The following is a 25,982-nucleotide window of genomic DNA, read 5'->3' as shown; positions in this document are numbered from 1 at the left end:
ACCTGAAGTGGCCGTACGGATTTCCGGTTAACTATCCGCGCCCACTTCGGAGTCGTCTCATCACAGAGTGCTTTCAAACGCCATTCCACGCCTTCCAAGGTTGTTAATTCAAGGAAGATAGAGTTGCGTCGTCCCACATCTCGCATTAGCAATTTCCCTACCATTGACGTTGCTTCGCGTTAACCTAGAATCGACTAACGTGGTACGACCTCGTAAAAAATATTGCGCGATCCGCTGGCACGAAACTCGCGTCCGGCCAACTTGCTCGTCGCGATTCACTCGCTGCCCACCCTAGACGGAGAAGGACATGCGTAACAAAGCGTCGTCATGGTCGTTACTGCTTTGCATGTTATTAATTTCTCAAAGCCCCATTGCAGTAGCGTCATCCCCAAAAGTTCAAATTCTGAGAACAGCAACAAGTTCTCAAAACAACACCGCGAGCTCACAAAGTAACACTACGGCGGCTTCCGCCCCTGGGGAAATACCGTCTGATCAAGATGCACGCCTAACGGTCGGAGCAGGGTACGATTCGACGAGCGGCGAAGTTCATCCTGCCTGTATAAACCAAACTGATGCGGACTTGCCCGCGCCCGATTCGACGGGGCAACGCGGCAATATGCTACTCAAGTACGTTACCTCTGAGGACGACGTCGCTAAATCTCTGGGAATCTCAGTTAACGCCTCCTTTGGTTTTGGTTTGTATAGTGGCGATGTAAATGTGCAATATCTGGATAGTGGAAAGATCAACCAATACACGTCCTATTTGTTAGTGACTTCTTCGAACGAAAATTCCAAACAAATGTTGCGCCGCTACACCCTTAACAGCGCGGCAAAAGCGGCGTTAAAGAAAGGAATTGAGGCCTTTGTTGAGCTCTGCGGCGATCAATTCGTGAGTGGAAAGATCACGGGTGGAAGCCTCACCGGAATGATCACCGCGACTTCGACGACGCAGCAGGAGCAAACGGATGCCGCCGCAACGCTCCAGGCGGCCGGATGGGGCGGAAGTATTGATGCGAGTGTCCAAAGTAAGTTGAGTTCGTATGAAAGCAATGGTCGACTGAGCGTCGAGATTATCCGAAGCGGACCTGCCGATCCGTGGCCGCACGGAACCGTCGACCAGATGATTGCCTATGCAGAACAATTTCCCACTGAGGTCCAGTCCGGCCAGCGTCAAGCGTGGATCATAGCTTACACCACAACCACCTATAATGAGATTCTCTCCAACTGGAATACTCCGGCTGGACAATTGAATTTTTTTAATCGGGAAAGCCCATATTTAAGTGCGCTCAATTCTGCCATGGACAATTTCACGTATATTCATCAAAATCCAGAGCAATTCGGGCCAACAAGCGATTCGAAGGTCATAAATGAAATATCTGCGCTAAATCAAGAAATTTCACGGGTTCGAGCGGCGGCGCAAGCTTGCGTAAACAACTCAGCATGCGATCCTCTTACTCATATCGCCATTCCTTTACCACCGGATCGTGCTCAGCCTTGGATCAAAATCGACTCAACGATAAACATACCGACTCTCTACGACACGGCCATGGGCAATGACCTCAAGGTTGTTCAAGTCCAAGGGGCTTGGTACACGCAGTGTGCTAATCACGATGCCGGAGTCTTTGACGCCTACACGACAAACGAATTAATGTTTAAAAATGTCAATACAGGAGCGATCGAGTTTTCCGGGGTTTACCCACATCCAATGGTTATTCCACCGAACACGCAGGTCTTCTTCAGAATCACGGATAAATGGCCGTCGGATAACTGCTCCCTTCCGCCGCCAAACGATTTCAAGCTGCGCATATTTACACCGGTTTTCTCCGATGACTATGCACACTGAAGCCGCTCGTTCAGTCGCAAACTCTGCCTTGGAGCATCTGTGGTTTCGACGGGGCAACGCGCCGTAAGGAGACGTAGGACGCCTCAGCGCGAATGCCTCCTTCTGGCCGACGCCGGAGGTTTGGCGACTCACGTTAGTCGCCTACCCAACCTCGGCACGAACTTCCCTTGCCTACCCGCTTCTGCCCTTCAACACAGCACGGCCGCACGGGCCGTTGTCAAGGTGCAACGGTCGTTAGTACAGTCAGGCTGACGGGTAAGTGTTCGACCGTTGCAGTCATCCGTGGCCCATCGGGTTCCGCACTCCACGAATGGCCGCTGACGGACGAAGCCCCAACGCAATGCGCCCTTCGAGATGCGAGCTTCATCAACCAGCGACGTTTGCCAACCGGCATTCGACGTGCTTGAAGGTATGGGTCTACGACGGCTCTTCGCCCCGAACCGGGGAAGGGAGAGACTCAAGCAGTCTCTCAAGCCTTGCCCGCTGCTGCGGAGTCAGCCCTCGTGTAGCGCTCACCTGCTGGACACGTCCGCGCCAGTAGGTCCGGCTGAACAGTGAATCTGCGCCATCCGCTGACAGGATCCGTTCGAGATGGGCAATCGCGTCCTCGGCTGTTTGGGGTGTATAAGGGCTCCCTGTCTCTCGGGACCCTTTTTTGATTATTGTTTTCATCCACGTCTCTCATGTGGTGACCGACTGGGTCCGGTCCGTACGCCTGGCTCTTGCAAACAATCAATGCGGGCTTGCCCTCGCTGAACAGCGACCATGCACACCCCGGAACCGTGACGCGCGCCGGCCGACGCCTCGGCTTGACCTATCACACGCACCCGGCACCGGGAATGGTTAGCAAAGCTCGGCGGTGGCGACCCACGTCATCTTCTCGAACTGCCCGAGAACGGTGTGCAGCGATCCGGAGAACGTTTCGGCAAACGATATCGTCATGTCCTCGAAACCACGCTCGCGGTTGGTCGCAATTCGGACGCGCTCCACGTCACGGGCGACCGGCATGAGCACCTGCCAGACTGCGGCGACCCGCATGCCGCCGCTCCTCGTACGAACCGTGATTCGATGGCCTGCGCCCTTTAATAGCCCGGCAATTTCGGGTGTCATCCTCCAACCCTCTCTCTGATGTGTTTGTCTGGTTATCCGCACGGGCGTTGCGATCACATCCGCCCATGCGTTTGATGCCACGACTCGTGATGATTCATGTGTCGTAGCATTCTTGCCCGCATCCGCTCCCGGCGATAGTGACCAATCACCATGAGCATCGCGATACTGATGGCCGAGCCCCCAATGATCAGGCCCATCCAGGTTTCACTCATGACACATTCCTCTCATGGAAAGCACAAGGGTGTTGCGTGAATGGTTCACGCCGGTTCGTGCGGTGTCCCTGCACGAACCGACAGGCGCGCGCCTCGGGTTACTGCATGTGCTGGCCGCCGTTGATTGCGATATTGGAGCCGGTCACGAAGCCGGCATCGTCCGAGCACAGGTAAAGCACGAGCGCCGCCACTTCTTCGGGCTTGCCGAGACGCCCCATCGGGATATGCGGCAGAACCTTCGTATCGAGGATCTCCTGCGGAATCGCCGTGACCATTTTCGTCGCCAGGTAGCCCGGCGAAATCGTGTTGACGGTGACCCCTTTGCGCGCCACTTCCAGCGCCAGCGATTTGGTAAAACCGTGCATGCCAGCCTTGGCTGCGGCGTAATTGGTCTGGCCGACCGAGCCTTTCGAACCGTTCACGGACGAGATGTTGACGATGCGTCCCCAACCGCGTGCGACCATGTCTTCGCACACCGGCTTGGTCATGTTGAATACGGAATCTAGATTGGTGCGAATGACCGCGTCCCAGTTGACCTTGTTCATCTTCCTGAGTGTCGTGTCCTGCGTGATCCCCGCATTGTTCACCAGAATGTCAACAGGGCCGACTTCAACCTGAATTCTGGCCACACAGTGCTGGCATGAGTCGTAGTCGGCCACGTCGACCGGGTACGCGCGAAAGTTCCGGCCTTGCGTTTCCATGCTCGCCAACCATTCGGCTGCGCCGGTGTTGTTCGGCGAGTGCGTGACTACAACCGCGTAACCCGCGTCATGCAGTTTCGTACTGATCGCTTCTCCAAGGCCGCCCATTCCGCCCGTTACTACAGCGATTCGTTTCGTCATCCTTTCCATCCGTGATCGTAATATCTGCGAGGATCATCAATACCCAATGGCCGGCTCGCACAACCCGCCATTGCTTTGCCACAGTGCATTGCCGCCTCCAGAATTGCGGGAGGCGGCAATGCACTGATTGAACTGCGCGGGTTTTTGTAGGCTTGTGGTATTGCGCGAATGGAGTCTGGTGCGCCGGCGAGCTATGACATGCCGCGCCGGCGGACCGCTCTAAAAAATCCAGATGCCCTGAATGATCAGGCGCGCGTGCCCGACTGCGACGCAACGTTCCTGCTGGCTCCGGCGGCCATCGCGGAGACATTGGCCTGCGCGGTTTCTACGACGCTACGGACCGACTTGCGCACCGTTTCCGCCGTGTTGCTGGCCGTCGAAAACGCCGACTTCACGGCGACGACAGCCGTCTCTGAACCCGCCGGCGCATGCTTTGCCCAGTTATCGATGCGGGCCAGTACGTCGCGGCTGAACTGGTCATACTGCGCGTCGATAATCTTCGCCGAAGCGGACTGGACCGCGACCGCAATGTCGTGGACATGCTGCTGGTACGACAACGTCTTCCCGGCAGCGGACTGGACAAGGCGCAACGGCGAAACCAGCCAGTCTGCGCCCGCCGCGTCGGGGTTCACTTCCCGCAGACGCGTGACGCTTTCTGACAGAACGGAGCGTCCCGCCTGCAAGTTCAGTTCGGCCAACTTCTGCACCCCTTCAAACGCTTCGCTGGCCAGCGAAAAGAAAGCCGAAACATTCGACTTGTAAAATTGCATCAGCTCTTCAGACGAAAATTCGTTCATTGATTCTCCTGAATTAATGTTTGAAACACCCGCTCCGCCGGTTGCGCACGCCATTAATTTTCTGGCTGCAGATCGAGCCGGATTTTCGATTTGAAATCTATCATTAGTATTACGAATTTATTGTGGTGCAGTCCAACCCGGATCGAAACCTCATGGCCCTGACATCCAACAGACGAAACATTGCGCGATTCTGACGACCGCGTCGCGGCCGCCCGGTTATGCGTGACACTTGATTGGTCCAGCCGTGCCGATGGTGTGGACATTTTCAGTTACGATAGATTCGGTGTATGTAGTTACATAAGAACAGAAATTAGAGTGTTTATTCTAACCAGTAAATGTTAAATCAAAATGCCGGATCGCTAGGTAGATACCCCTATTTTTCGTGCGCAACCACGCTCGTGGTTGTTGTCTGATCACTTTCGACGTTCGACCGTCCGGGTGAGAGCCCGAGTGAGTGGCTCTTCCTAGCCGCACTGAGCCCGATGACGACCGGCTCAGGCCCACCCTGACCCGCCCTTCGAAATGAGAACGTGCGTGTCCGGGATCCGTCGTTCAGTGGGCGCTCGACCAGCGTCTGAAATTCAGATGAGACAGCTGATTGCTTCAGAAACAGGAATGTGTAGGACGGAACCGACGTCAGCGCTCCTGCGCGGCGTGTGTGTTTGAGCCGCAGGAATGTCTGCGGTTTTTTTATGTATCCGGAATCGCTCCGGCATTTGCGCGAGCCATCCGGCGCCGCCAACTCCGACGGCACAAACGGCCGGCGCGGACTTATCGAAGGGAAAACGGCGGCCTCGGGCGTCGTCGACCGTCGATATGGGCTTTTGCATATTCAACGGCAAACCTGCATGCCGCGCTCTCGGATGCGAAGTAACCAAGAATGCCAAATGTTTCGCGTTTGCCGTTGCGGTGCGTGACTATCGCAGTTGCTGCGTAGCCTGGGATGGAAACCGGAGCAAGAGGCATGATCGTCGATGCCTTGTATTCCACGGGATCAGCGTGCATGGCATGTCGCTCCTTGTCGTCATTCGGCGAGCCAACGATTGCGCCTCAATTAGTTCATCGTAGGACAATTGTGTGACGATTAAAAGGTGCAGGATCGGCGGAGATCGATAGATTGGAGCGCGTCGCGGCCGTCTCTCTCCTCGCGCGTTCACTCACGATCGCCGTTTGACTGGTGGTCCGACGAGCTATCCGGTCCTTTCCCCCGCGATTTCTTCGCTTGACGCAGCGCCGCTCCGATCTGACCGGCGATGTCCCGGATGGACGAGCGCACGTACCAGGGCCACCACGCCAGGTGATAGAACCACACGAACGCTGAGCGATACCCCCGGAGCCATTCCTGGCGAATACCGGTTGAAGGAAAGCTCTCAAAGGTGCGGTGTCCGAGCGCCATCACGCCGACCGTCATCCAGACAACAGCAATCACGAAAGTGGGAGTGGACAGCAAGCAGGCGGCAAGGAACAGCGCGAGCGGCAAGCAGAGAATAAGTGGCGAGCGAGTTTTCATGTCGTTTTCGCGCCAGTAAAATCATTTCGATTTTTCAGCTTACAACAATTTGCGCGGCGCAACCGCCAAGGTTTTCTGTCATTTTTGAACCGCTAAGTACGGAAGTCCATGGTGGGCTATTCTGCACGTTGAAAACATTCAGCTGATTCACAATCGGCTCTAAACACAGAAGCATCACCTCGTAGACTAAATAGCATGAAAGATCGATCCACAATCGTATGCGTACGGGACAGCAAGGTGCTTCTGGTCGCCCGCGCACGCTCCCGGTGGTCGCTGCCCGGCGGTACGATAAAGCGGTCCGAATCGCCGCTGGAAGCGGCTCGTCGCGAGCTGGAAGAAGAGACTTCACTCGCTGGGATGGAGCTTACGTACATGTTCCAGTTTGGCGGTCTCAGCAAACGGCATCACGTTTTCCGTGCCGATATTCCTCGGGACGTGGCTCCCGAGGCGCGTAACGAAATTTCGCGTTGCCGGTGGTTCAAGCCGGGAAAAATTTCAACGCTAGTCGCGAGCATACCGACGCGGGAAATCGTCGATCTTTTTTGCGCGCACGAAAATCGCGCCGAAACTTCGCCGGAGGTCATCGGAAAACCGGATGGGAGCGTTAACCGGACGGCCCAACCGTATGCCAACGTCGTTGACACGGCTTCGCAGCAGGCGTAACACCAAACTACTAAAAGGCAAAGCGTGATAGGGAATATCGAGCTTTTGTCGCGCCTCGGCCTGGCTGCGCTCCTTGGGAGTGTGATCGGCTTTGAGCGCGAAAGATTGAACTGGGCGGCAGGCTTGCGGACGCACATGCTTGTATGCGTTGGCTCGTCGTTAATCATGCTCGTCTCCGCGTTCGGATTTGCCGATGTGCTGGGCGAGAAGAGCGTTGTGCTCGATCCTTCCCGGATGGCCGCCCAAGTAGTGTCCGGCATCGGTTTCCTGGGAGCAGGGGCGATCCTGATGCGAGGAGAGATCGTGCGCGGTTTGACGACCGCCGCCAGCCTCTGGTCGGTCGCAGGAGTCGGTCTCGCAGTCGGTGGCGGCATGTACACCGCAGCCATTGGCGCGACAGCCATTATGCTGATCATTCTCGCCGGGGTGAAGCCACTGGAACGTCGCTTCATTGCGGTCAAACAGGAGCGCAGCATACATCTGCTGGCCGAACGTGGCAGCGTATCGCTCGACAGTGTTCATACCGCCCTGGGGGCGGGAAGTGTTCGGGTCAAGCAGTTCATTGTCCAGCAATCGGAAGACGATCCTGAGCTCGATAGCGTGCAGATCGGGCTGTCGCGTGCGAGGGATAGCGAATTCGCCACGATTTGTATGCGGCTCGCCGCAATGCCCGGAGTTCGCGAGCGCCGCAATGGCGAATGAAAGCTGAGCAGGCCATGACGCGTACTTACGAATATCACGGTTACACCCTTGTGGTGGCCATCGAATCTGACTTTAGCTGGCCGGTGGGTGGCAATGCTGCTGCGCGCGTAGGCTACGTGGCGATAGTCAGAATTTTCCAGGCAGGCACCGCTGTAGCAGTGTTTTCACCACCGCGCTTCGGTGAGGCAGGTGGTCGCCCGTTTGCGACGGAAGCGGAGGCCTTGATGGGCGGTTACAGCGCAGCACGGCGAATCGTCGATGATCTTTTTAGTCACGAGAGTCATTAGCAGCGGCCGGGCGCTAACGGCGCGAGCTATCGGTGAGAACCGGCGGCATAACAATGTCCGTGGGAGTCCAGCTTTGAGACATTCGGTTCGCGCGAGCCACAGTCCCATCACGGCCGACCCCAAACCTGCGACGTTGTCGCCATTGATCGTTCTGCATCCGGCAGAAGTCGGCCCACAAGGGACAATGGCGCTTCTCTGAAGCGACCATTCAAAGGTAGGTATCCTTTTGTACCGCTTCCGGTTTTTCATTGTGGCGTCGAACTGCGGGCTGCCTTGTCGACAAATAGATCGATCACAGCCGTGGGCGCCGCGTGATTCGCCATCAAACCGTCGCAACTGGATACCGCTTCGGAGCACACTGGCAGCGAGCTGCAGGTCGTCGAGGATCACTTCGAGTTCGATGGCGGCCCGTGGCTTTGGCGAACAAAACCAAGGGGCTTCTACATGCATCTCGATGATTCGTGCGGCTTTTGCCACTGTTGAACGGCGACTAATTTCACACGCACATGGCTACGCCGGGACGACGTTGAATGCGGTTATCACGTTAGAGCTTCCCGGAACCAACGCAAACGGGGTGCTCGTAGCCTTAAAAAGCATGGGTTCAGCCCTCTCGAAGAGAACCACAGCGTGTGCTCCGTTGTCATTACGAGAGATATACCGGATTCCGTCAACCATCTGCGGATGGTCATGAATGGCTTGCGACCAGGCCTGTGGGATGTCGTAAGGTATACAGGTGTTAATACGTCCGTCGAGGTTGAGGAGGCGAAGTGGTGGGCCGTAGAACGGCACAACAGTGAGGGGCGCGTTTAAAAATGTGTGGACGTGCTGTGGGTCCAGGTCCTGTCTCGGGACCTTGAACTCACCAGCCACTGCCATCGCGTTGTGCAGCACGGACTCAGCAAATGCACATTGCAGCGTAAACGCGAGATAACAGGTGCCATAGCTATGGTCTGGAGCGTCGAAACGGTTCGTACCTCGACGGCCAAAGTGAGGCTCTCCGGAGTTGTAAGCCGATATTCGAAATAACGACTGAGACGGAATGGCCTCGGTCCGGAGGGGTTGGCCGTGAAGTTGCGCTACATCTGCAGGAGAGGGTCGGAGAAAAGGGATCGGCGGTCGGGCCACTGGTCGCCCCTATCGGCTGGGCTGGTCGGCCGCCAGCGCTTCGACCTTCCATCGCAACCGGATGTCGTCCCGGGCGTCGCTCTTTTCCAAGGCTTCAAGCGGGGAAATCCCGCCAAGTGCGGCATTGGGAAGCGTGAAGAAATAGAAAGCGCTCCAACCGCTCCTCGGAGAGAGTCTCCGCGTGACGTCCAGCAGACTGCGAAGCCTGGCTGACGACCGGGCGTAGAAGGCAGGCAAATAATTTTCCCCGTCGACCTCAACCGCACACAACGAAGCCACGTCCGGAAGACTTTCCCTGGGATGGGCATCGCGCAGAAGCTCCAGCAGTTCCAGAACAGGCAGAAGCTCGCCAGTGCGCACAAGCTGGCGGCGCCAAGGCAGCGCCCGAGCCTCGTATTCGTCTAGGTTTAGGGTCGCCGAGGCCGACGAGCCCATGCTTGCTGTAGCCGACAGCGCGCCGTCGTCACGTTTGCCCTGGTTAACCATCCTCATCTCCAGCAGGAATGCATTCTAGGATTTTACGCTCCGCGATGCGGCTCCGTGCGTCCGGCAGGACACGGAACCGGACCGTGAGCGGTAGTTGTATCACCAGTTTTAATATATACCGGACGCGCTGATATAGTTTGACAGGCTGACGCTACTGTCCACTCGCGCCGACTGTCTCCCTGATCACGCCCCGCGAACGACCGCCCATCAACGCTCATGCAGACCGACCGGTGGCATTTTTCCCGTCCCGAGCCGGCAGAAAACTATCTGAATCTGCTGGGTCTGGGCGTGTCCTCAGCGTGCACATCGTTTGCCCGCCTGTGCATGGGGAAAACCGAGTTTCTCAAGCCGGACCAGTCTCCAGCAGCCCAAGCGCTCGCCTAGCGCGCCGATGCCGCGCTCCCGTTGGGCAGGCCGGTCCATGATGCTTTGCGCCGACTACCATATGCCACGGACTGCCAATCGGAAATCGTAGCGTGATCTGCGCACTTTGCCAGCGATCTGACTCGCCTTGCCGATTGTCTCTTCTTGGCCGACTGCTGTCCGACGCGGTCGGCAGAAACAGACCCTGAACGCTCCTTCGACCAGGGTGACCTCGCTTAGCATTTCCTTTGGCGAAAAATGCTCGTCGGCCACATTGCCAACGCCGCAGAGTTCGCCTCGCGAGAATAGTTAGACAACGCTAGTCGTTAGTGTCGCTTTCGTGCGCCTGCCGTCTCTCGTTACGTTCGCTAGGATCTTTGTCGTCCGAGGGGCCCAATATCTCACTAGGAAGATGACCTGCGCGCGCGATAACAGTGTATTCAAGAATTGCAATGCACTGCGCCAGCAAACGGTCCACCCGCATGTCCTCGTCGTGTAGCACTGCGTGCGCAAGTCGCATGCTGCTGAGCCAATCTGTCAGAGATTTCTCGTGATAGATACGCCGATATATGTTGCGCATGAAGCGCCACGTGGATGGGTCGACTTCAGGTAGCGGATTTTTCATACCGATCTCCATCCGTGGATCAGCCGGGTCCGAACGGCGCCACGGATACTCGGCGCGGCCGCATGTTCCCCGACTAGTATATCGGGCCGGGCCGGAAGTAACTCTCCTTAGTGGCTGGTTAAACTCCCTCGATCTCGACGCCACGTTCACAAGCCAGGCGCATCGACGCTCAAAATCGGGCATTGCCCGCTCGACGCGGCGCCAGAACTCCAGCGTGTGATGACGTTCGTGAAGATGGGCCATTTCATGTACGACGACGTACTCGGCGATACGTGCCGGCAGTAGAATCGTTTTCGAGTGAAAGTAAAGCCGGGAACTCCGAGGCCACCGTATCCGCCTTCGGCAAAGGATTGAATGGAGTTCGTCCGAGATTACCCTGTGCGCCAATTAGCGCCGGGTGCCCGATATCAACATTTGTAACTATCTCAACTGTAACTATGGGTTTTTTTGCCGGAAAATCTATGGGCCACCATGGAAACCACCCCGCCCCTGCAATCGGCTAGCCCCCTCGGAGGGGGTATGCTGGAGAAAAGAATTCTTTCATCGAGCGACGGAGTGGCGCTGGCGTGGACCGTCACAATTCCGTTCACATCGAGATTGAAGCCCGTTCAAATCAGCCAGCTCAGGCTGCGCGAAGCGGGTATGAACGCCAACTGCACTGCGTGCGCCACTGGGATTGGCGCGGGTTTCGACCGTCTGGTCAAAATTAAGCCAATGGTGTTCGCGGATTTCTGCGTGCTCGCTAGCGCGCATTGCGTCGATATCGCGCCAAACGTTGTGGTGACGTTTGGCGAAGTGCGCGCGAGTCAGCTACGAGCGCGTTGACCGAAAATGCCTACACCGCGCCTACACGGACTCCATAAAGGAAAAATCCCGGTCACGATGACCAAGCTAAGTGCTTGATTTTATTGGTACGGCAGGAGGGACTCGAACCCCCCACCCTCGGCTTAGAAGGCCGATGCTCTATCCAGCTGAGCTACTGCCGTAATGACGTGAGGCGATGCTACACGAACGTGTACAACGTGCATCGCCCGCAATGAGAACCCTTGTCGGGCATTGGAACCTGTGCAATATCACTGCCACAGGGTTCGTGGGATACCGAAATTCTAACTGACCGGGCCGGGGACTGGAAATCTGATCCAGTGCGCGGCACCCCTGACGGGCAGTCACCTCGCCGCATCACAAAACAAACGGGCCCGGCGAGTTGAGCCGGGCCCGGATTATAACCGATCGCTTCTTACCTGCGAGTTGCCCGCCGCCACTCACCACGCAGTAGCGGGCGTGTCGAACACAATCAGACCGGCTGCGGATGCAACATGAACCAGCCGAGGAATACGATCCCCGCGATCACGCAGTACACGCCGAACGAAGCCAGACGTCCGCGGCCTTCAAAATAGCGCATCAGAAAACGCACGCTGAGATACGCAGCGATGGCGGTCAGCACGCCGCCGAGCAGTGCATCGGCGAGCTGGCCTGGTGCATGGAACAGTTTCGGCAATTCGAGCACGCCGGCCGCCAGGATGATCGGCGTGCCGAGCAGGAACGAGAACTCAGCGGCCTTCTCGGTCGTCAGACCGGCCGCATTACCGGCGATCATCGTCAGACCGCTGCGCGAGAAACCGGGAATCAACGCGCCGATCTGCGCGAGGCCGACGAAAAACGCCTGGCGGAAAGTCAGTTTCTCCGGCGCCAGATGCGTGCGCGAACGTTGCAGGCGATCGCCGAACCACAGCAGCACGCCGTTCACGATCAACGCGATTGCAACGATGCGCAGATCGTGAAACAGCCGTTCGAGGCGTTTCTCAAGGATCAACCCGACGAGGCCCGCCGGAATCGTGCCGATGATAAGCGCCCACATCATGTGCGCGTCATCGTTGCGACGGCCGCCGAACGAAGCGAAGAAACCTCGCACCAGTTCGCACCAACGCTTGCGGAAGTACCATAGCAGCGCGAACGCCGTACCAAGGTGCAACGCGACGAGGAACGGCAGCAACTGCGGCGCATGCTTGTCGATATGCATACCGAACAGTGCGGGCACGAGCAGCGTATGGCCGAGGCTGCTGACCGGGAACAGTTCGGTGACGCCTTGCAGCACGCTCAGAAAAATTAGAAACGACAGGTTCACGCGGCGGCCCTTGTAAGGAAAATGTCGGAAAACAGCGCGCCGCAATAGAAAATAGACGGCGCGTCAAAAGCGCACCGATTATGCCTGGCTGCAAAGTCAGCGCCAAGCGTTTGAACCGCATTCGGGGAAATATTGATGCGCTGCGTCACAACTGGAAACCGTTGTTACGCCGCAGAAAAGGATACGGGGCGCCGTCGGAGACCGCGCTGCCATCATGCGAAATTCAATGCGCGGGACGCGCGAGGCTCATGCCAGGCCCGCGTTGACGGCTGCCCAGCAGAGGGTGAAGCAGACGGTGGGATCAGCGCTCGAGCTTGTAGAAGAAGTAGACGGTGCTTGCTGCGAACATGCCGAACAGCGCGACACCCATGGCCATTGCGAGATCCATAACACCTCCTGATCCAGTCTCGCCCGGTCGTCGAAATTACCGGGCAGTCAGGGGATTATCGGCAAGGATCGGGCTTTAGCGACACCCGCAATTTCCCGAGAAGGGTTTCCCCGTAGCGTAAAGCAGCGCAAAATCGTTCTCTCGCGAGCCGCCATGCGGCCCGTTCAAACTCTCTCAACCAGCCCATCGACCATGCCCCTCTCCCCGCAACAGGACATTCTCGAGATCGCCCAGGACGCCTCTGTGCTCCGTTTCGCGCCGCAAGCCGGCGGCCGTCTTCTTTCGTGGATCATCGACGGCGAAGAGGTGATCCATTGGCCCGAGAACGCCGACTGGAGCCAACCCGCCAGGATTCGCGGCGGCAACCCGCTGCTGTTTCCGTTTCTCGGCCGGCATCGCGTCGACGGCAAGATCGGCTTCTGGCGTGATGCACAAGGCACGGTGCGCGAATTGCCGATGCATGGTTTTGCACGCGACCTGCCCTTCGAAGCCCACGCCGACGTGCACGGCGCCGGCTTGCGCATGACCCTCACCGACAGCGAGGCAACACGCGGCGGCTATCCGTTCGGCTTCCGTTTCGAAGCGGTCTACCGGCTCGTCGATACGCATACGCTAGAAGTCACGCTGAGCACCACCAATACGGGCGATACGCGGCTGCCCTACTACGCCGGTCATCACTTCTATTTCACGCTGCCGCACACGCAGCGCGCCGAGACCTCGCTCGAACTGCCGCGCACCGAACGGTGCTATCAGCAAGAGGATGGCTCGATCAGCGCGGCCGAGCCGGGCGCAGCGCGCTACACGCTCGACGAGGCGCGTATTCTCGACCGCTTCCATTGCCTCGTTGGTGTGCCGGACCAACCGGTGCGCCTCGCCGCGCCCGGCCTTAACCGGCTCATCACGATCGATCTGCAGCGGCCGGACTCGGTGCCCTGGTACGCGGTAACGACATGGACCGAGGCCGCGAACTCGGACTTCTACTGCGTCGAGCCATGGCTGGGGCTGCCGGACGCGATCCACAACGGCATGGGACTGCGCTGGCTGGAACCGGGACAAAGCGAGACGGCCGCACTGCGCATCAGTGTCAGCACGCTGCGCTAATTTCAGGTTGTCCAGGCAATACAAGGCGAGGGCGAGGTGAAGGATTACGCGGCGTTTCGCCGCGTTCCCGGCCGTGTGTGCCATCCTCTGCGTCCGTTTTTCGGATGCTGCAGCGCAAAACCGTTAGAATCGGACGCTTTGCATCCACCTGCCGCGTGATCGGGATCGGCGCGCGGCAGCGCTTTGCGAGGTCCAATGCGTAACACAAGAAGAATGATGAAACGGCTCGCCTGCGCGTCGTCGCTGGCGGTGCTCGCCGCCTGCGGGTCCGCTCCGGTGGGGCCAGGCTTTTACCGCGTCGAACGGGGCGACACGCTGTCGAAGATCGCACGCAGCAACCGGCAATCGGTGCAAAGCATCGTGCGCTGGAACAACCTGACCAACCCGGACAGCATCGAGGTCGGACAGGTGCTGCGCGTCACGCCGCCGGGTAATGGTGCCGCGACAGCGTCCACAAGCGGAGCGATCCGCAGCAGCGGTGCAGGCAGCGCAAGCGCTTCTTCCGCGCCGCGCCCGGCACCGGCCGACAACGCACCGACGTCGGCGCCGGCTTCGTCGATCTCACTGGTATGGCCGGCCGACGGCACGGTGATCCGGCGCTTTGACGGCGCCAATTCGAAGGGCATCGATATTTCGGCGGCGGCGGGCACGCCGGTGATCGCTGCAGCGCCGGGCACGGTGGTCTATGCCGGCAACGGCTTGCGTGGCTACGGCAACCTGCTGATCATCAAGCACAATGCCGAGTACCTGACCGCCTACGCGCACAACCGCGTGCTGCTGGTGAAGGAAGGTCAGTCAGTCACCCGCGGCGAGAAGATCGCCGAAATGGGCGACACCGATACCGACCGCGTCATGCTGCACTTCGAACTGCGCTATCAGGGCCGCTCCATCGACCCGTCGCGGTCGTTACCGCCTCGCTAGCCGGTTTGTTGGGTGCCGGTTGGGCCGGCTCCCCCCGCTCCGCGACATCAGGCACGCGCCCTGCAACCACAGTCGAGGGAACCGCGCGTACTATAAAACGCTCAATCCTATGCATGACGTGGCTTCGTGCCACGTCTCCCCCCGTTATCTGTAAGGAATCTGCAATGAAGAGCGCATTGGCGTCCGTCGCGATGGCTGCGGCGATCGGCCTCGGCCTGCTTACGCTCGGCAGCCTCGGCGGCTGCTCGAGCACCACCACGATGACCTACCTGCCGAGCGGCGATACAGGCTTTGCGATCAACTGCAGCGGCAGCGACGCGAGCTCAAGCTGGGCCGAGTGCTACAAGCGCGCGGGCGAAGTCTGCGGCAACTATGGCTACGACGTCGTTTCGAAAGACGTCGACAACGGCGCCACGTCGGGCGGCACGGTCGCGGGGATTTTCGGCGCAAACGTGAAAAACCGGTCGATGGTGGTTCACTGCAAGCAGTAAATACAACTCAGCGACACGAGACGCGGCGGCTCCTGGCCTGGCGACGCCGCCAGCGTCCGGAGCGCGGATCGATGTGTGCAGCGAACGCGAACAGCACGCCGAGCGCAATCGGCCAGATGCCAAGAAAAATGATCAGCCAGGTCACGATCAGCGAAAGGAAAAGGTAATCTTTCATGATCCGCGACGCGTGTGAATCCGCAATGACGCCAGATTGAATCGGCAATGACCGGGCGAAAAAAAAGCCCGGCTCGAGGCCGGGCTAACGGGGGTTCGGCGCATATCGGCAAAGGACCGGTTCACCATGCGCCAGAACGGAATCTAACAACCCGCTTTTACAAGCGCAATCGATTAATTGCGTGAGCAATGTGACGCGACGCACGGAGTCCGCATTACGTGAAGGGAAAATGTCGGAAATAAGCGAGGTCACTACCCTTATCTATCCCGCATGAAACGCCATACAAACGGCGAATCAGAATCCGTGAACTGTTCGCAAGGCCTTATGAATCAATCATCTGCCTGCACAACGCCGGAAAAGCCTGACAAAAGCCCTTTGGCCGATTTCCGCTAGCCGCGCCCAGTATGATCCGGACGCTTTACGCAATGCGAAGCTTTAGTGCGCCAACGCACCATACTGATGTATTAGCGAATATTAGGCGGCGCAAATAAGCAATCGCATTTCTTCACAACAAATTCGCGAATGGCGAATACATTAAAAATCTTCAAATCCACCGACAAATTGAAAAGTTGAAAACCGGCGCCATTAATTAATCGAACAATACGATGATATGCCCACGCATCCATTCGTTCAAGCTGGCCGAATGGCCAAAAATCGGCCAGCTAAAACCGCGATCACATGACGCGCAAACCCAGTTCGGTCACCAGCACCGCCGCCTGCTGATGCGAAATCGTCGCGCCTTTGAAAAGCGCCGCCTCGACGAGGCGTACACCACTCAGATCGGCCTCGCGAAGGTCCGCGCCATCGAACCGCGCGCCCTTCAGATGGGCATCCTTCAGACTACCGCCATCGAAGATCGCTTCGCGAAAATCGACCCCGGCCAGATCGGCGTCGGAGAAGTCGAGTTGCTGTAACGTGGCCTTGCGAAACGACAGGCCGCGCAAATGCGCGCCCACCAGCAAGGTTTCGACGAAGCTCAAGCCCAGCGCCGTGCACGCTTCGAAATTGGCGCCAGTCAGCTTGCAACTGTGAAACGACGCTGAGGCCAGCTTGGCGCGCCGCCAACTCGTATTGTTCAGATCGCTCGACTGGAACGCCGCGTCGACCAGATCAGCGGACGCGAAATCCGCCTGGCGGCCCCGGCAACGGACCCAGCGGGTGTGCGACAGCGTCGCGCCAAAAAACGACGCCTCGACGATCGTGCAGCGATGAAACTCCGCACCGCGCAGATCGAGTCGCGACAGATCGGCGCCTTCGAAATCGCAGTCGGTGAAATGGAGCGGCTCTTTATTCCCCGCCAAGCTCGCAGCAATGAGGCGCTCCACGTCGGAGCGCGTGAGTGTAGCGTCGCTCACCACGTGAGCGTGTGCGCCCGAAGCCGGCGCCGTTGAATCCAGTGACATGAAGGTTCAGAATCAATTTCGAGAAACCCTAAGCGTACCGGAACGCGCGCCGCCCTGGCGGTCCGCGCCGATGGTTTATAGTAACGGCCCCGTCTGAACCCGCTCACGATGACTTCCAACGACGCCACTCATAGCCCGCTGTACGCCAAGCTGCTCGCCGAAACCGCCAAAATCGGCTGGACCGAACTCGAACGCTTTTTCGCGCGCGGCATGTTGCTGCGCGTTGCGCGCGACATCGATCTGGTGAGCGTCGCCGAAGCCATCGCCAGCGACGACACCACCCAGGTCACGCAATGGCTGTCGTCCGGCCTCGTCGAGCGCGTGCAGGCGGAAACCGCCGCCGATTTCGCCGCGCGCGATCCGGATCTGTGGGCGGTGGTCGTCTCGCCGTGGGTGTGCGTGCAGGAACGCAGTTGAGCGGCAGCGCGCACGCCCCGAAGGAAGGCCCCAGCCCCGAAGGTAGTCCCCTTGGGGGATCGGCGGACAGCGCGGCCGCGACGGCGCCCGCCGTCCCTGTGCGCTGGCACCGCCGGGTGCTGACGCTGGCGTTTCCCATCGTCCTCGCCAATCTCACCCAGCCGATTCTCGGTGCGGTCGACACCGCCGTCGCCGGCCATCTGGACGGTGCGTCCTATCTCGGTGGCGTGGCGCTCGGCGGCCTGTTCTTCAATTTCGTGTTCTGGGGCTTCGGTTTCCTGCGCATGGGCACCACGGGCCTCGTCGCGCAAGCGCACGGCGCGGGGGATCACGCCGAGTTGCGCAACAACGTCGTACGCGCGCTGTTGCTCGCGGCAGTGATTGGCGCAGCGGTGCTTCTGCTGCAAGTGCCGCTGATCGGCTACGCATTGCGCGCGATCGGCGGCAGCGACGCGGTGCAGCGCCACGCGCAAATCTACTGCCACGCACGCATCTGGGCCGCGCCGCTCGCGCTCGGCAATTATGTGGTGCTGGGCTGGCTGCTCGGTACGCAGAAGGTGCGGCTCGCGCTGCTCTCGCAAGTGTTCATCAACAGCGTGAACATCGCCGCGGTGCTGTTGTATGTGTACGTATTCGATTGGGGCGTGGCCGGCATTGGCGCGGCCACCGCCACGGCCGACGCGCTCGGCTTCGTGCTCGGCGCCGCGTTGTTGTGGCACGGCAGGCCGCGCGGTTTGCCTGCGCTGAAGCGCGCCGCCCTCTTCGACGCTACCGCGCTCAAGCGGCTGGTGGTGCTGAATCGCGATATCTTCGTGCGCACGCTCTGTCTGCTGTCGTCGTTCGGCTGGTTCGCGCATCTTGGCGCGAGGCAAGGTGACGCCACGCTCGCCGCCAACGCGTTGCTGCTCAATTTCCAGACCTTTATGGCTTATGGACTCGACGGTTTCGCGCACGCTGCCGAAGCGCTGGTTGGCGCGGCGATCGGCGCGCGCGACCGGCACGCGTTCACGCAGGCCATCAAGGTGACGGCGCTATGGTCCGTACTCGGCGCGCTGGGCTTCTCGCTGGTGTACTGGGGCGCGGGCTCATGGATCATCGAAGGTCTGACCAATCAGCCCGCAGTGCGCGCCACGGCCGAGACTTATCTGCCATGGGCCGCGCTCTTACCGGTAGTCTCGGTATGGGGTTTTCTGCTCGACGGCGTGTTCATCGGCGCGACTCGCACGCGCGAGTTGATGATGTCGATGGCGGTGTCGTTCGCGGTGTTCGTGGCGGCCTCATGGGCCTTGCTGGCGCTGTACGACAATCACGGTTTGTGGGCCGCAATGCTGATCTTCATGGCCGCGCGCGGCGTCACGCTCGCGCGCTATTTGCCAGGTGTCGTGAGAGGCATGGCAGGCACGGCAGGCGTGGCCGCCTAGCCGCTGCCTCAGCACCCGGCGTGCATGCGCCGTCTGTTTTTGTATCAGGGCGCGTGCACGGCTTGCATCGCCGCAGGTGGACTACGCCTCAAGGCGAGGCCGGCGTCGGCGCCATGACGGGCGGACGGTCGTCGGTCGGTACCCCGTGGTAGTCGGCGGGATCTTTCGGCGGCGGACCGCCATGATGCCCGGAAGGATCGTCGGCACAGCCGGCGAGTCCGGCAGCCAGCATCAACGCAATCAACAAAACGCGGTTCATAGACTCTCAAGACAGAATAAAAATATCGGCAACGAAGCGCCGAGAGTCTACCTGTAATTCGCATTCGACGGCGCCGCCCCGGACCGTCTCCCGCCTGCCATTTTGTGACGCGTGAGCTAATATAAAGGCACAGTTGTGTGTCATAGGAGACTGCCATGGACGCTGAATCGATCGCAGGTCTGATCGGACTTGCCGTAGGTCTGCTCGTGCTGCTCGCCCTGTCGATTTTCGAATCGAGAACCTATAGGCGCGAACACGACGGCGAAGGCATGCTGCATCACTGGGTCACACACCAGCACATGCCGAACTGGATGCGTCGCCGGCATTGAGGGGATAAACCCGCGGCTTGTGCGCTTGCGCACATTCCGAACGATTAAACGGTTGATACGCTGCGCTCGCACACTCGAACAACATCAATGACGAAGCGCAAGGGATACGCCGCCATGAGTCGGAATGATGCAAGCCGCCTGGAGAAAATCGTTTGGGAAATCCGGCACGTCGCGCTGCACGAAGGCGACGCGCTAACCATCGACGGCACGATTCTCGCGCTGGCCGATTGCCTTGATCGCCGCGAGGATCTTGCCGCCGACGACCGCCGCGCGATGATGCAGGCCGCGGCGCTGTTGTGGCGTGCCGGGTTCAATCTCTCCGACGCGCAAACCCGCGCGGCGAGCGCGCACTGACGCGACACTTTCCCCTGTCCGCCGACCTTTTTTCACCCCGACGCAATTCGTGGTTGACTCTGGCACCCAATGCCACGTAGAATCTCGGATTCGTCGGAGCGTAGCGCAGCCTGGTAGCGCATCTGATTTGGGATCAGAGGGTCGAAGGTTCGAATCCTTTCGCTCCGACCACGAAAAGCAATACGAAACCCGCGTCGCCTTCGGCTTCGCGGGTTTTTGCTTTCTGGGCGTCAAGCGCTGATGGGCCTGTGCGAACCCGGGCTTATCGCCCGATGGGTTTGATGAGGTTCATGCGGATTACATGCAGCCTTAACGAGCGTTGCACGCGCGCTGGGTACCCTGCACCTCGACATTGCTGACAACCCATCCGCCGGGATAGACGCCGGCATACGCCCGCGCTTATACGATCGGCCCGAGCCAACGCCTTGCGGCCTCACGCGCCCGCATGCGACAGTGATTGAAAACCCGGCGTTGCCCTCTACGCCGCAACCAGAGTCAAGGAGACACGCATGAATCTGATCCTCTGGCGTCACGCCGAAGCCGAAGATTTCGCCGCCAACGATCTCGCTCGCGCGCTCACCACGCGAGGCCGCAAACAGGCGCAAAACGTCGCCAAGTGGCTGCGCACCCGTCTGCCCGACGACGCAGTGGTCCTCGCGAGTCCCGCGGTACGCACGATCCAGACCGCCGAAACCTTGAGCGACCAGTATCGCGTGGTGCGTGAACTCGCGCCTAACGCCAGCGCGACCGACGTGCTCAACGCCGCCGGCTGGTCAAAAGGCATCGCCCCGACCGTCGTGATCGTCGGCCATCAACCGACGCTCGGCCACGTTGCGGCACGCCTGCTCGGCAACAGCGAAGCAAGTTGGCCACTGAAGAAAGCCGGCCTATGGTGGATCGAAAGCCGTGAACGCAACGGCGACGACCAGGCTGTGCTGCGCGCGGCGATGAGCCCCGATCTGATCTGATCTGGGCCGGTCGCGCGGATACAACACTCGCACGCGTCACGCCCGACATTACAAGCCGCGCGCAGGCAGCTTACGGGCAGTCATCCAATCGTCATGGCATTGCCATGCGAGCGTCACCAGGCGTTACTACATTGGCGAAAAAAGAAATCTCCCTTTTTTCGACCAGGACGCCACATGCGAGAACTGCCGACGCCTACCCTGCCCCTGGCTTCGATCTTCGAAACGCGTCGCCTGCCGCACGCCGAAGAGACGGTCACCGCCCAGCATCGCCTGCAAGTCACGTGGGCGCGCACCGACGAGGACCTGCGCGAGGCCCAGCGTCTGCGCTACCGCGTATTCGCCGATGAAATGGGTGCACGTCTGACAGGTCCGGCCGGCCTCGATGTCGATTCGTTCGATTCGTACTGCGATCATTTGCTGGTGCGTGATCTCGATACGCTGAAGGTGGTCGGCACCTATCGCGCACTGCCGCCGCATCAGGCCGCCCGCATCGGCCGCCTGTATGCCGAGAGCGAATTCGACGTGTCGCGTCTCACGCACCTGCGCGCGAAAATGGTCGAAGTGGGCCGCTCGTGCGTACACCCGGACTATCGCAGCGGCTCGGTGATCATGTCGCTGTGGGCAGGGCTTGCCGCCTACATGAAGCACAACGGCTACGAGACGATGCTCGGATGCGCGAGCGTCGCGATGGTCGACGGCGGCCACTACGCGGCGAATCTCTACTGCTCGCTGCGCGACAACGCGCTGACGGCGCCGGAATATCGCGCGTTCCCGCACACGCCGCTGCCGGTCGAAGAATTGCAAACCGGCGCCGAGGTCGCGCCGCCACCGCTGGTAAAGGGCTATCTGCGTCTCGGTGCGAAGATTTGTGGCGCGCCGGCGTGGGACCCTGACTTCAACACGGCGGACTTTCTGACGCTATTGCGTCTGACGGATATCAATGCGCGTTACGCGCGACACTTCCTCGGTGACGCGTCGCCGCGCTGAGCCAGGAGCACACCACCCGGCTAGTTCAACCGTCGACGATAGGCATAAAAAAACCCGGCACATCCGCCGGGTTTTTTTATTGACAACGCAGGCTTCTCAATCGTCCGTGTAAACCACACGATATGGGATGCCAACTTTCTCCCACTCCGCAGCCTCCTGGGTCAGGCTGTAATCCGTCAGCGGATTGTTAGCCACCCACTCGTTCGGCAGACGCACCTCATACCCACCGTTGACCTGCGCGACCGCGATACCCGGCAAGCCGACATCGGCACGCCGGCGGCACAGCAGCGCCGCGAGCCGCAGACAGAACAACAGCGGCCATTCCACTTCGCGCGTTTGCGACAGTTTGCCGAGTTTCCCCGCGTGACCCAGCACCAGTGCGGCGAGCCGCGCCTGGTCGGTGCGCGAAAACCCCGGCATGTCGGCATTGCTGGCGATATAGGCCGAGTGCTTGTGATAGGCGCTATGGGAAATCGACAGCCCGATTTCGTGCAAGGCCGCAGCCCAGCTAAGGAACATGCGGTTCTCGACGCGGCGTTCCTCATCCGGCTCGGCGAACTGGTCGTAAAAGCGTATCGCGAGTTCACCAATACGCCCGGCCTGCGCGCGGTCCACGCCATAGCGGCGCATGAAGCCTTCCGCCGTCACCGTGCGCATATCCTCGTGCTGCGAACGGCCCAGCAGGTCGTACAGAACGCCGAGGCGCAACGCGCCGTCTGTTGTATCGACGTAATCCACGCCGAGCTCTTCGAACACCGCGATCATGATCGACAGACCACCGGCCAGCACCGGAACGCGATCGCTCTTCAACGCGATCAGCTTCAGACGATTGACGTTCTCCGCCTTGATCAGCGCGCGCTTGAGCCGTTCGAGGCCGCCACGCGAGATACCGTGCGTCACGCCCGGATCGTTGAAGCCGTTCGCCTCGACCAGTTCGGCAAGCGCCCGTGCGGTGCCGGATGAGCCAATGGCCTGCTCCCAGCCGGTTTTCTTATACTCGGCGGAAATGATCTGAATTTCACGGCTCGCAGCGAGTTCGGCCTGGCGCATCGTGTATTCGTCGACATTGCCTGCCGGGAAGAACGCACGGCTATGGCTCACGCAGCCGATATACAGGCTTTCCATCTTGATCGGGGTGTAGTGCGAACCGATGATGAACTCTGTCGAGCCACCGCCGATATCCACCACGAGGCGCTTGCCCGCGCTCGCGGGCACGGAGTGTGCTGCCCCTGCATAGATCAGACGCGCCTCCTCACGCCCGGCGATCACCTCAATCGGGAAGCCGAGCGCGGCTTGCGCCTCACCGAGAAACTCGCCGGCGTTCTTGGCGATACGCAGCGTGTTGGTGGCAACGGCGCGCACATGATCGGGATGAAAATCGCGCAGCCGCTCGCCAAAGCGTTTGAGCGCGTCCCAGCCTCGCACCTGCGAGGCACGATCGAGCATCTTGTCGCGCGACAGACCGGCGGCAAGGCGCACAGGTTCACGCAACGCGTCGACCTGATAAATCTGACTGCCCGCGTCGGTTTCCTCGACCCGGCCCACGATCAGCCGGAAGCTGTTCGAGCCGAGGTCGACGGCAGCGAGGAGTTGTGGAGTATTGACCATCGAGTAAGCGAACTCCATGCGCGCATGCGCAGCGGCGTTGGATGCAAAAGGTGCCGGATGTCCACTCGGTGCCTTGGGCGCCTTATGACCAGCCGGGCTGTTCAAAGACGCCATTCTAAGCGTACCGGACTTCACGATGTCACCTCGCAGTGAAGGGTGTGCGCCATGGTCCCATATGCACTGCGTCATAATTACGACACGCAACGAATCCAGCGTAGAATTTATAACTTCAAGATTGTCATAACAACGTCATCATACTGTGAGAATTTCCGAGCGTCTTTGTCCGCCCCTTCCCGAAATTCCATTCTCGCTGCCGATGTCCATCCGCTACCCCTTATTGAATCGCGAGCTGGGCATTCTGGGTTTCAACGAGCGTGTGTTGGCACAAGCTGCCGACCCAGCCGTCCCTTTGCTCGAACGCCTGCGTTTCATCTGCATCACCAGTAGCAATCTTGACGAATTCTTCGAAGTCCGCATGGCCGGACTGCAGGAACAGATGCGTGACAATCCGGGCGCGCTGTCCCCGGACGGTATGTCGCTGCAGCACGTGTATGACCTCGTGGTCGAGCGGGCGCAGAGGCTCGTGCATCGCCAGTACACCATGCTGCACGACACGGTGCTCACCGCGCTCGAAGCAGAAGGCATCTATTTTCACGGCACGGAAGCGTGGAACGAAGCGCAGACCGAATGGGCGCGCAAGTACTTCTTCGACGAACTGCTCCCGGTGCTCACGCCGATCGGCCTCGATCCGGCCCACCCGTTTCCACGCGTGCTCAACAAGAGCCTGAACTTCGTCGTCGAACTCGAAGGCAAGGACGCGTTCGGCCGCCAGGCGATGATGGGCATCGTGCAGGCGCCGCGTGCACTGCCTCGCCTCGTGCGCATGCCGCAGGCGCTGTCGGGCTATCCGCATGGTTTCGTGCTGCTGAGCTCGTTGCTGCAGCGCTTTGTCGGCGAGCTGTTTCCAAATCTGGTGGTGCGCACCTGTAACCAGTTTCGCATCACGCGCAATAGCGAACTATTTGTCGACGAAGACGAAATCACCAATCTGCGTGTCGCGCTGCAGGGCGAACTGCCCGCACGGCATCTGGGCAATGCGGTGCGGCTCGAAGTGTCGGCGGAAACGCCCGCACATGTCGTGCGGCGCCTGCTCGACGAAAGCGGCCTGACCGCCAAAGATTGCTATTTCGCCGACGGCCCCGTCAATCTGGTGCGGCTGATGCAGTTGCCGGAGATGGTGGACCGGCCCGACCTGAAATTCGTGCCGCATATTCCTGCGATTCCGCCGCAGATCGCCAACAGCGCAAGCATGTTCGACGTGATCGATCAGGGCGACGTGCTGCTACATCATCCGTACGAGAGCTTTCAACCGGTGCTCGAGTTGCTGCTGCAGGCGGCGAAAGACCCGAACGTGATGGCGATCAAGCAGACCATCTATCGCACCGGCACCGATTCCCCGCTGATGGACGCGCTGATGCAAGCGGCGCGCAACGGCAAGGAAGTGACGGTGGTGGTCGAACTGCTGGCGCGCTTCGACGAAGAAACCAACATCAACTGGGCGTCGCAGCTTGAAGCGGTGGGCGCGCACGTCGTGTACGGCGTGGTGGGCCACAAGTGCCACGCGAAGATGATGCTGATCGTGCGACGTGTGTCCTCAGGCGGCAAGACCACGCTCAAGCGTTACGTGCATCTGGGCACCGGCAACTATCACCCGCGCACCGCACGTCTGTATACCGACTTCGCCCTGATGACCGCCGATCAGAAGATCTGCGAAGACGTGCACCACGTGTTCCAGCAACTGACCGGCATCGGCGGCGAACTGAAGCTGCATGAGTTGTGGCAGTCGCCGTTCACGCTGCATCCGAAACTGGTCGATGCGATTCGCGCGGAAGCTGATAACGCGCGGGCAGGCAGGAAGGCACGCATCGTCGCGAAGATGAACGCGCTGCTCGAACCGACTGTGATTGCGGAGCTGTACGAGGCCTCACAGGCGGGCGTGAAGATCGATCTGATCGTGCGTGGCGTCTGTTCGTTGCAACCGGGCGTGCCGGGCCTGTCGGAGAACATCACGGTGCGCTCGATTGTCGGGCGCTTCCTCGAACATCACCGCATCTTCTACTTCTACGACGGCGGCAAGGAACAGGTGTATCTGTCGAGCGCCGACTGGATGGACCGTAACTTCTTCCGGCGTGTGGAAGTGGCGTTTCCGATCAACAACCGTCGCTTGAAGCGGCGCGTGATTGCTGAAGGGTTGTCGGCGTTTCTCGGCGACAACCAGTCCGCGTGGCTGATGCAAAGCGACGGCCACTATCGGCGCCGGCGGCCGGGCAAATCCTCGCGCAATGCGCAGATGAGCCTGCTGGGGAAATTCTGTTCGTAGCTTCGTGATGGCCTGATCGTGTTTGCGCGCCGCTGAACTGGCGGTGCGCATAAAAAAGCCCGCCTTGTTTATTCAAGGCGGGCTTCTTTT

At 59.7% G+C, this 25,982-nt stretch carries 28 protein-coding genes and 2 tRNA genes; 16 read left to right on the top strand and 14 right to left on the bottom strand.

What is annotated here, in order from left to right; genetic code table 11:
- The first annotated feature begins 307 nt into the window (after positions 1-307).
- Positions 308-1,843: a hypothetical protein gene (locus PQQ96_RS28625; RefSeq protein WP_408298883.1), complete on the top strand. Its 1,536-nt coding sequence runs from the start codon at positions 308-310 to the stop codon at positions 1,841-1,843.
- Positions 1,844-2,686: 843 nt separating this feature from the next.
- On the opposite strand, the gene PQQ96_RS28620 is transcribed toward PQQ96_RS28625, so the two are convergent.
- The 5 genes from PQQ96_RS28620 to PQQ96_RS28600 all read right to left on the bottom strand — a co-directional run bounded on the left by PQQ96_RS28620 (position 2,687) and on the right by PQQ96_RS28600 (position 6,314).
- Positions 2,687-2,881: a hypothetical protein gene (locus tag PQQ96_RS28620; protein WP_408298881.1), complete on the bottom strand. Its 195-nt coding sequence runs from the start codon at positions 2,879-2,881 to the stop codon at positions 2,687-2,689.
- Positions 2,882-3,006: 125 nt separating this feature from the next.
- Positions 3,007-3,165: a hypothetical protein gene (locus tag PQQ96_RS28615; protein WP_408298879.1), complete on the bottom strand. Its 159-nt coding sequence runs from the start codon at positions 3,163-3,165 to the stop codon at positions 3,007-3,009.
- A gap of 98 nt (positions 3,166-3,263) precedes the next feature.
- Complete coding sequence (phbB, locus tag PQQ96_RS28610) at positions 3,264-4,007, bottom strand: acetoacetyl-CoA reductase (protein WP_408298877.1); 744 nt, start codon at positions 4,005-4,007, stop codon at positions 3,264-3,266.
- Between the two features lie 245 nt (positions 4,008-4,252).
- A complete protein-coding gene (locus PQQ96_RS28605; RefSeq protein WP_408298875.1) occupies positions 4,253-4,804 on the bottom strand; it encodes a phasin family protein in 552 nt (183 codons plus the stop codon).
- 1,153 nt (positions 4,805-5,957) lie between these two features.
- Positions 5,958-6,314, bottom strand: a complete 357-nt coding sequence (locus PQQ96_RS28600; protein WP_408298873.1) for a hypothetical protein — start codon at positions 6,312-6,314, stop codon at positions 5,958-5,960.
- Positions 6,315-6,509: 195 nt separating this feature from the next.
- Here PQQ96_RS28600 and PQQ96_RS28595 point away from each other — a divergent pair, with 195 nt between their 5' ends.
- From PQQ96_RS28595 to PQQ96_RS28585, 3 genes are read left to right on the top strand one after another with little or no spacing between them, the layout of a single operon-like run.
- Complete coding sequence (locus PQQ96_RS28595) at positions 6,510-6,977, top strand: NUDIX hydrolase (protein ID WP_408298871.1); 468 nt, start codon at positions 6,510-6,512, stop codon at positions 6,975-6,977.
- 45 nt (positions 6,978-7,022) lie between these two features.
- The gene (locus PQQ96_RS28590; protein ID WP_408298869.1) at positions 7,023-7,679 is read left to right on the top strand and encodes an MgtC/SapB family protein; all 657 of its coding nucleotides are present in this window, start codon (positions 7,023-7,025) and stop codon (positions 7,677-7,679) included.
- Positions 7,676-7,966 (top strand): hypothetical protein, encoded by a 291-nt coding sequence (locus PQQ96_RS28585; RefSeq protein ID WP_408298867.1) that lies wholly within the window; start codon positions 7,676-7,678, stop codon positions 7,964-7,966. Before PQQ96_RS28590 ends, PQQ96_RS28585 begins: the two co-directional genes overlap by 4 nt.
- Before the next feature lie 510 nt (positions 7,967-8,476).
- Here PQQ96_RS28585 and PQQ96_RS28580 read toward each other — a convergent pair.
- The 3 genes from PQQ96_RS28580 to PQQ96_RS28570 all read right to left on the bottom strand — a co-directional run bounded on the left by PQQ96_RS28580 (position 8,477) and on the right by PQQ96_RS28570 (position 10,952).
- A complete protein-coding gene (locus PQQ96_RS28580) occupies positions 8,477-9,091 on the bottom strand; it encodes an RES family NAD+ phosphorylase (RefSeq protein ID WP_408298865.1) in 615 nt (204 codons plus the stop codon).
- 9 nt (positions 9,092-9,100) lie between these two features.
- Positions 9,101-9,577: a hypothetical protein gene (locus PQQ96_RS28575; protein ID WP_408298864.1), complete on the bottom strand. Its 477-nt coding sequence runs from the start codon at positions 9,575-9,577 to the stop codon at positions 9,101-9,103.
- A 682-nt stretch (positions 9,578-10,259) separates the two neighbouring features.
- Positions 10,260-10,952, bottom strand: coding sequence for a M48 metallopeptidase family protein (locus PQQ96_RS28570; RefSeq protein WP_408298862.1), 693 nt, complete (start codon positions 10,950-10,952; stop codon positions 10,260-10,262).
- 132 nt (positions 10,953-11,084) lie between these two features.
- On the opposite strand from PQQ96_RS28570, the gene PQQ96_RS28565 reads away from it, so the two are divergent.
- Positions 11,085-11,390, top strand: coding sequence for a hypothetical protein (locus tag PQQ96_RS28565; RefSeq protein ID WP_408298860.1), 306 nt, complete (start codon positions 11,085-11,087; stop codon positions 11,388-11,390).
- 84 nt (positions 11,391-11,474) lie between these two features.
- On the opposite strand, the gene PQQ96_RS28560 is transcribed toward PQQ96_RS28565, so the two are convergent.
- Positions 11,475-11,551 (bottom strand) — tRNA-Arg (locus PQQ96_RS28560).
- Positions 11,552-11,859: 308 nt separating this feature from the next.
- Positions 11,860-12,690, bottom strand: coding sequence for an undecaprenyl-diphosphate phosphatase (locus tag PQQ96_RS28555; protein ID WP_408298859.1), 831 nt, complete (start codon positions 12,688-12,690; stop codon positions 11,860-11,862).
- A gap of 580 nt (positions 12,691-13,270) precedes the next feature.
- Between PQQ96_RS28555 and PQQ96_RS28550 the strand changes: the two genes are divergently transcribed.
- From PQQ96_RS28550 to PQQ96_RS28540, 3 genes are all read left to right on the top strand, one after another.
- Positions 13,271-14,179, top strand: coding sequence for an aldose epimerase family protein (locus PQQ96_RS28550; RefSeq protein WP_408298857.1), 909 nt, complete (start codon positions 13,271-13,273; stop codon positions 14,177-14,179).
- Between the two features lie 195 nt (positions 14,180-14,374).
- Positions 14,375-15,100, top strand: a complete 726-nt coding sequence (locus PQQ96_RS28545) for a peptidoglycan DD-metalloendopeptidase family protein (protein WP_408298855.1) — start codon at positions 14,375-14,377, stop codon at positions 15,098-15,100.
- A 164-nt stretch (positions 15,101-15,264) separates the two neighbouring features.
- Positions 15,265-15,591 (top strand): hypothetical protein, encoded by a 327-nt coding sequence (locus PQQ96_RS28540; protein WP_408298853.1) that lies wholly within the window; start codon positions 15,265-15,267, stop codon positions 15,589-15,591.
- A 7-nt stretch (positions 15,592-15,598) separates the two neighbouring features.
- Here PQQ96_RS28540 and PQQ96_RS28535 read toward each other — a convergent pair whose 3' ends face one another.
- Entirely contained in the window at positions 15,599-15,766 is a 168-nt protein-coding gene (locus tag PQQ96_RS28535; protein ID WP_408298851.1) for a hypothetical protein, read from the bottom strand.
- Positions 15,767-16,440: 674 nt separating this feature from the next.
- Positions 16,441-17,169, bottom strand: coding sequence for a pentapeptide repeat-containing protein (locus PQQ96_RS28530; protein ID WP_408298849.1), 729 nt, complete (start codon positions 17,167-17,169; stop codon positions 16,441-16,443).
- Positions 17,170-17,277: 108 nt separating this feature from the next.
- Here PQQ96_RS28530 and PQQ96_RS28525 point away from each other — a divergent pair, with 108 nt between their 5' ends.
- Both PQQ96_RS28525 and PQQ96_RS28520 read left to right on the top strand, forming a co-directional pair.
- The gene (locus tag PQQ96_RS28525) at positions 17,278-17,586 is read left to right on the top strand and encodes a DUF2288 domain-containing protein (protein WP_408298848.1); all 309 of its coding nucleotides are present in this window, start codon (positions 17,278-17,280) and stop codon (positions 17,584-17,586) included.
- Positions 17,587-17,684: 98 nt separating this feature from the next.
- Entirely contained in the window at positions 17,685-19,007 is a 1,323-nt protein-coding gene (locus tag PQQ96_RS28520) for an MATE family efflux transporter (RefSeq protein WP_408298887.1), read from the top strand.
- An 88-nt stretch (positions 19,008-19,095) separates the two neighbouring features.
- Here the strand turns inward: PQQ96_RS28520 and PQQ96_RS28515 are convergent, their stop codons facing one another.
- Complete coding sequence (locus tag PQQ96_RS28515; RefSeq protein ID WP_408298846.1) at positions 19,096-19,266, bottom strand: hypothetical protein; 171 nt, start codon at positions 19,264-19,266, stop codon at positions 19,096-19,098.
- Between the two features lie 155 nt (positions 19,267-19,421).
- Between PQQ96_RS28515 and PQQ96_RS28510 the strand changes: the two genes are divergently transcribed.
- From PQQ96_RS28510 to PQQ96_RS28490, 5 genes are all read left to right on the top strand, one after another.
- A complete protein-coding gene (locus PQQ96_RS28510) occupies positions 19,422-19,595 on the top strand; it encodes a hypothetical protein (protein ID WP_172315757.1) in 174 nt (57 codons plus the stop codon).
- 114 nt (positions 19,596-19,709) lie between these two features.
- Positions 19,710-19,949 (top strand): hypothetical protein, encoded by a 240-nt coding sequence (locus PQQ96_RS28505; protein WP_408298844.1) that lies wholly within the window; start codon positions 19,710-19,712, stop codon positions 19,947-19,949.
- Positions 19,950-20,043: 94 nt separating this feature from the next.
- Positions 20,044-20,120 (top strand) — tRNA-Pro (locus tag PQQ96_RS28500).
- Positions 20,121-20,458: 338 nt separating this feature from the next.
- Positions 20,459-20,917: a SixA phosphatase family protein gene (locus tag PQQ96_RS28495; RefSeq protein WP_408298843.1), complete on the top strand. Its 459-nt coding sequence runs from the start codon at positions 20,459-20,461 to the stop codon at positions 20,915-20,917.
- A gap of 174 nt (positions 20,918-21,091) precedes the next feature.
- Complete coding sequence (locus PQQ96_RS28490; RefSeq protein ID WP_408298841.1) at positions 21,092-21,904, top strand: GNAT family N-acetyltransferase; 813 nt, start codon at positions 21,092-21,094, stop codon at positions 21,902-21,904.
- A gap of 96 nt (positions 21,905-22,000) precedes the next feature.
- On the opposite strand, the gene ppx is transcribed toward PQQ96_RS28490, so the two are convergent.
- A complete protein-coding gene (ppx, locus tag PQQ96_RS28485; protein WP_408298839.1) occupies positions 22,001-23,626 on the bottom strand; it encodes an exopolyphosphatase in 1,626 nt (541 codons plus the stop codon).
- 202 nt (positions 23,627-23,828) lie between these two features.
- Here ppx and ppk1 point away from each other — a divergent pair, with 202 nt between their 5' ends.
- Positions 23,829-25,892: a polyphosphate kinase 1 gene (gene ppk1 / locus PQQ96_RS28480; RefSeq protein ID WP_408298837.1), complete on the top strand. Its 2,064-nt coding sequence runs from the start codon at positions 23,829-23,831 to the stop codon at positions 25,890-25,892.
- Positions 25,893-25,982: the final 90 nt, after the last annotated feature.

The organism is Paraburkholderia sediminicola (assembly GCF_046027825.1).
GTDB classification, from domain to species: Bacteria; Pseudomonadota; Gammaproteobacteria; order Burkholderiales; family Burkholderiaceae; genus Paraburkholderia; species Paraburkholderia sediminicola_D.
This window is presented reverse-complemented; position numbering and strand designations above follow the sequence as displayed.

Coding starts and splice junctions, on each gene's coding strand:
- PQQ96_RS28525 (WP_408298848.1), top strand. CDS start 17,278: ATGACTTCCAACGACGCCACTCATAGCCCGCTGTACGCCAAGCTGCTC.
- ppk1 (WP_408298837.1), top strand. CDS start 23,829: ATGTCCATCCGCTACCCCTTATTGAATCGCGAGCTGGGCATTCTGGGT.
- PQQ96_RS28575 (WP_408298864.1), bottom strand. CDS start 9,577: ATGGTTAACCAGGGCAAACGTGACGACGGCGCGCTGTCGGCTACAGCA.
- PQQ96_RS28625 (WP_408298883.1), top strand. CDS start 308: ATGCGTAACAAAGCGTCGTCATGGTCGTTACTGCTTTGCATGTTATTA.
- PQQ96_RS28535 (WP_408298851.1), bottom strand. CDS start 15,766: ATGAAAGATTACCTTTTCCTTTCGCTGATCGTGACCTGGCTGATCATT.
- PQQ96_RS28505 (WP_408298844.1), top strand. CDS start 19,710: ATGAGTCGGAATGATGCAAGCCGCCTGGAGAAAATCGTTTGGGAAATC.
- ppx (WP_408298839.1), bottom strand. CDS start 23,626: ATGGCGTCTTTGAACAGCCCGGCTGGTCATAAGGCGCCCAAGGCACCG.
- PQQ96_RS28595 (WP_408298871.1), top strand. CDS start 6,510: ATGAAAGATCGATCCACAATCGTATGCGTACGGGACAGCAAGGTGCTT.
- PQQ96_RS28605 (WP_408298875.1), bottom strand. CDS start 4,804: ATGAACGAATTTTCGTCTGAAGAGCTGATGCAATTTTACAAGTCGAAT.
- PQQ96_RS28585 (WP_408298867.1), top strand. CDS start 7,676: ATGAAAGCTGAGCAGGCCATGACGCGTACTTACGAATATCACGGTTAC.
- PQQ96_RS28600 (WP_408298873.1), bottom strand. CDS start 6,314: ATGAAAACTCGCTCGCCACTTATTCTCTGCTTGCCGCTCGCGCTGTTC.
- PQQ96_RS28490 (WP_408298841.1), top strand. CDS start 21,092: ATGCGAGAACTGCCGACGCCTACCCTGCCCCTGGCTTCGATCTTCGAA.
- PQQ96_RS28615 (WP_408298879.1), bottom strand. CDS start 3,165: ATGAGTGAAACCTGGATGGGCCTGATCATTGGGGGCTCGGCCATCAGT.
- PQQ96_RS28620 (WP_408298881.1), bottom strand. CDS start 2,881: ATGCGGGTCGCCGCAGTCTGGCAGGTGCTCATGCCGGTCGCCCGTGAC.
- PQQ96_RS28530 (WP_408298849.1), bottom strand. CDS start 17,169: ATGTCACTGGATTCAACGGCGCCGGCTTCGGGCGCACACGCTCACGTG.
- PQQ96_RS28550 (WP_408298857.1), top strand. CDS start 13,271: ATGCCCCTCTCCCCGCAACAGGACATTCTCGAGATCGCCCAGGACGCC.
- PQQ96_RS28545 (WP_408298855.1), top strand. CDS start 14,375: ATGCGTAACACAAGAAGAATGATGAAACGGCTCGCCTGCGCGTCGTCG.
- PQQ96_RS28540 (WP_408298853.1), top strand. CDS start 15,265: ATGAAGAGCGCATTGGCGTCCGTCGCGATGGCTGCGGCGATCGGCCTC.
- PQQ96_RS28515 (WP_408298846.1), bottom strand. CDS start 19,266: ATGAACCGCGTTTTGTTGATTGCGTTGATGCTGGCTGCCGGACTCGCC.
- phbB (WP_408298877.1), bottom strand. CDS start 4,007: ATGACGAAACGAATCGCTGTAGTAACGGGCGGAATGGGCGGCCTTGGA.
- PQQ96_RS28565 (WP_408298860.1), top strand. CDS start 11,085: ATGCTGGAGAAAAGAATTCTTTCATCGAGCGACGGAGTGGCGCTGGCG.
- PQQ96_RS28495 (WP_408298843.1), top strand. CDS start 20,459: ATGAATCTGATCCTCTGGCGTCACGCCGAAGCCGAAGATTTCGCCGCC.
- PQQ96_RS28510 (WP_172315757.1), top strand. CDS start 19,422: ATGGACGCTGAATCGATCGCAGGTCTGATCGGACTTGCCGTAGGTCTG.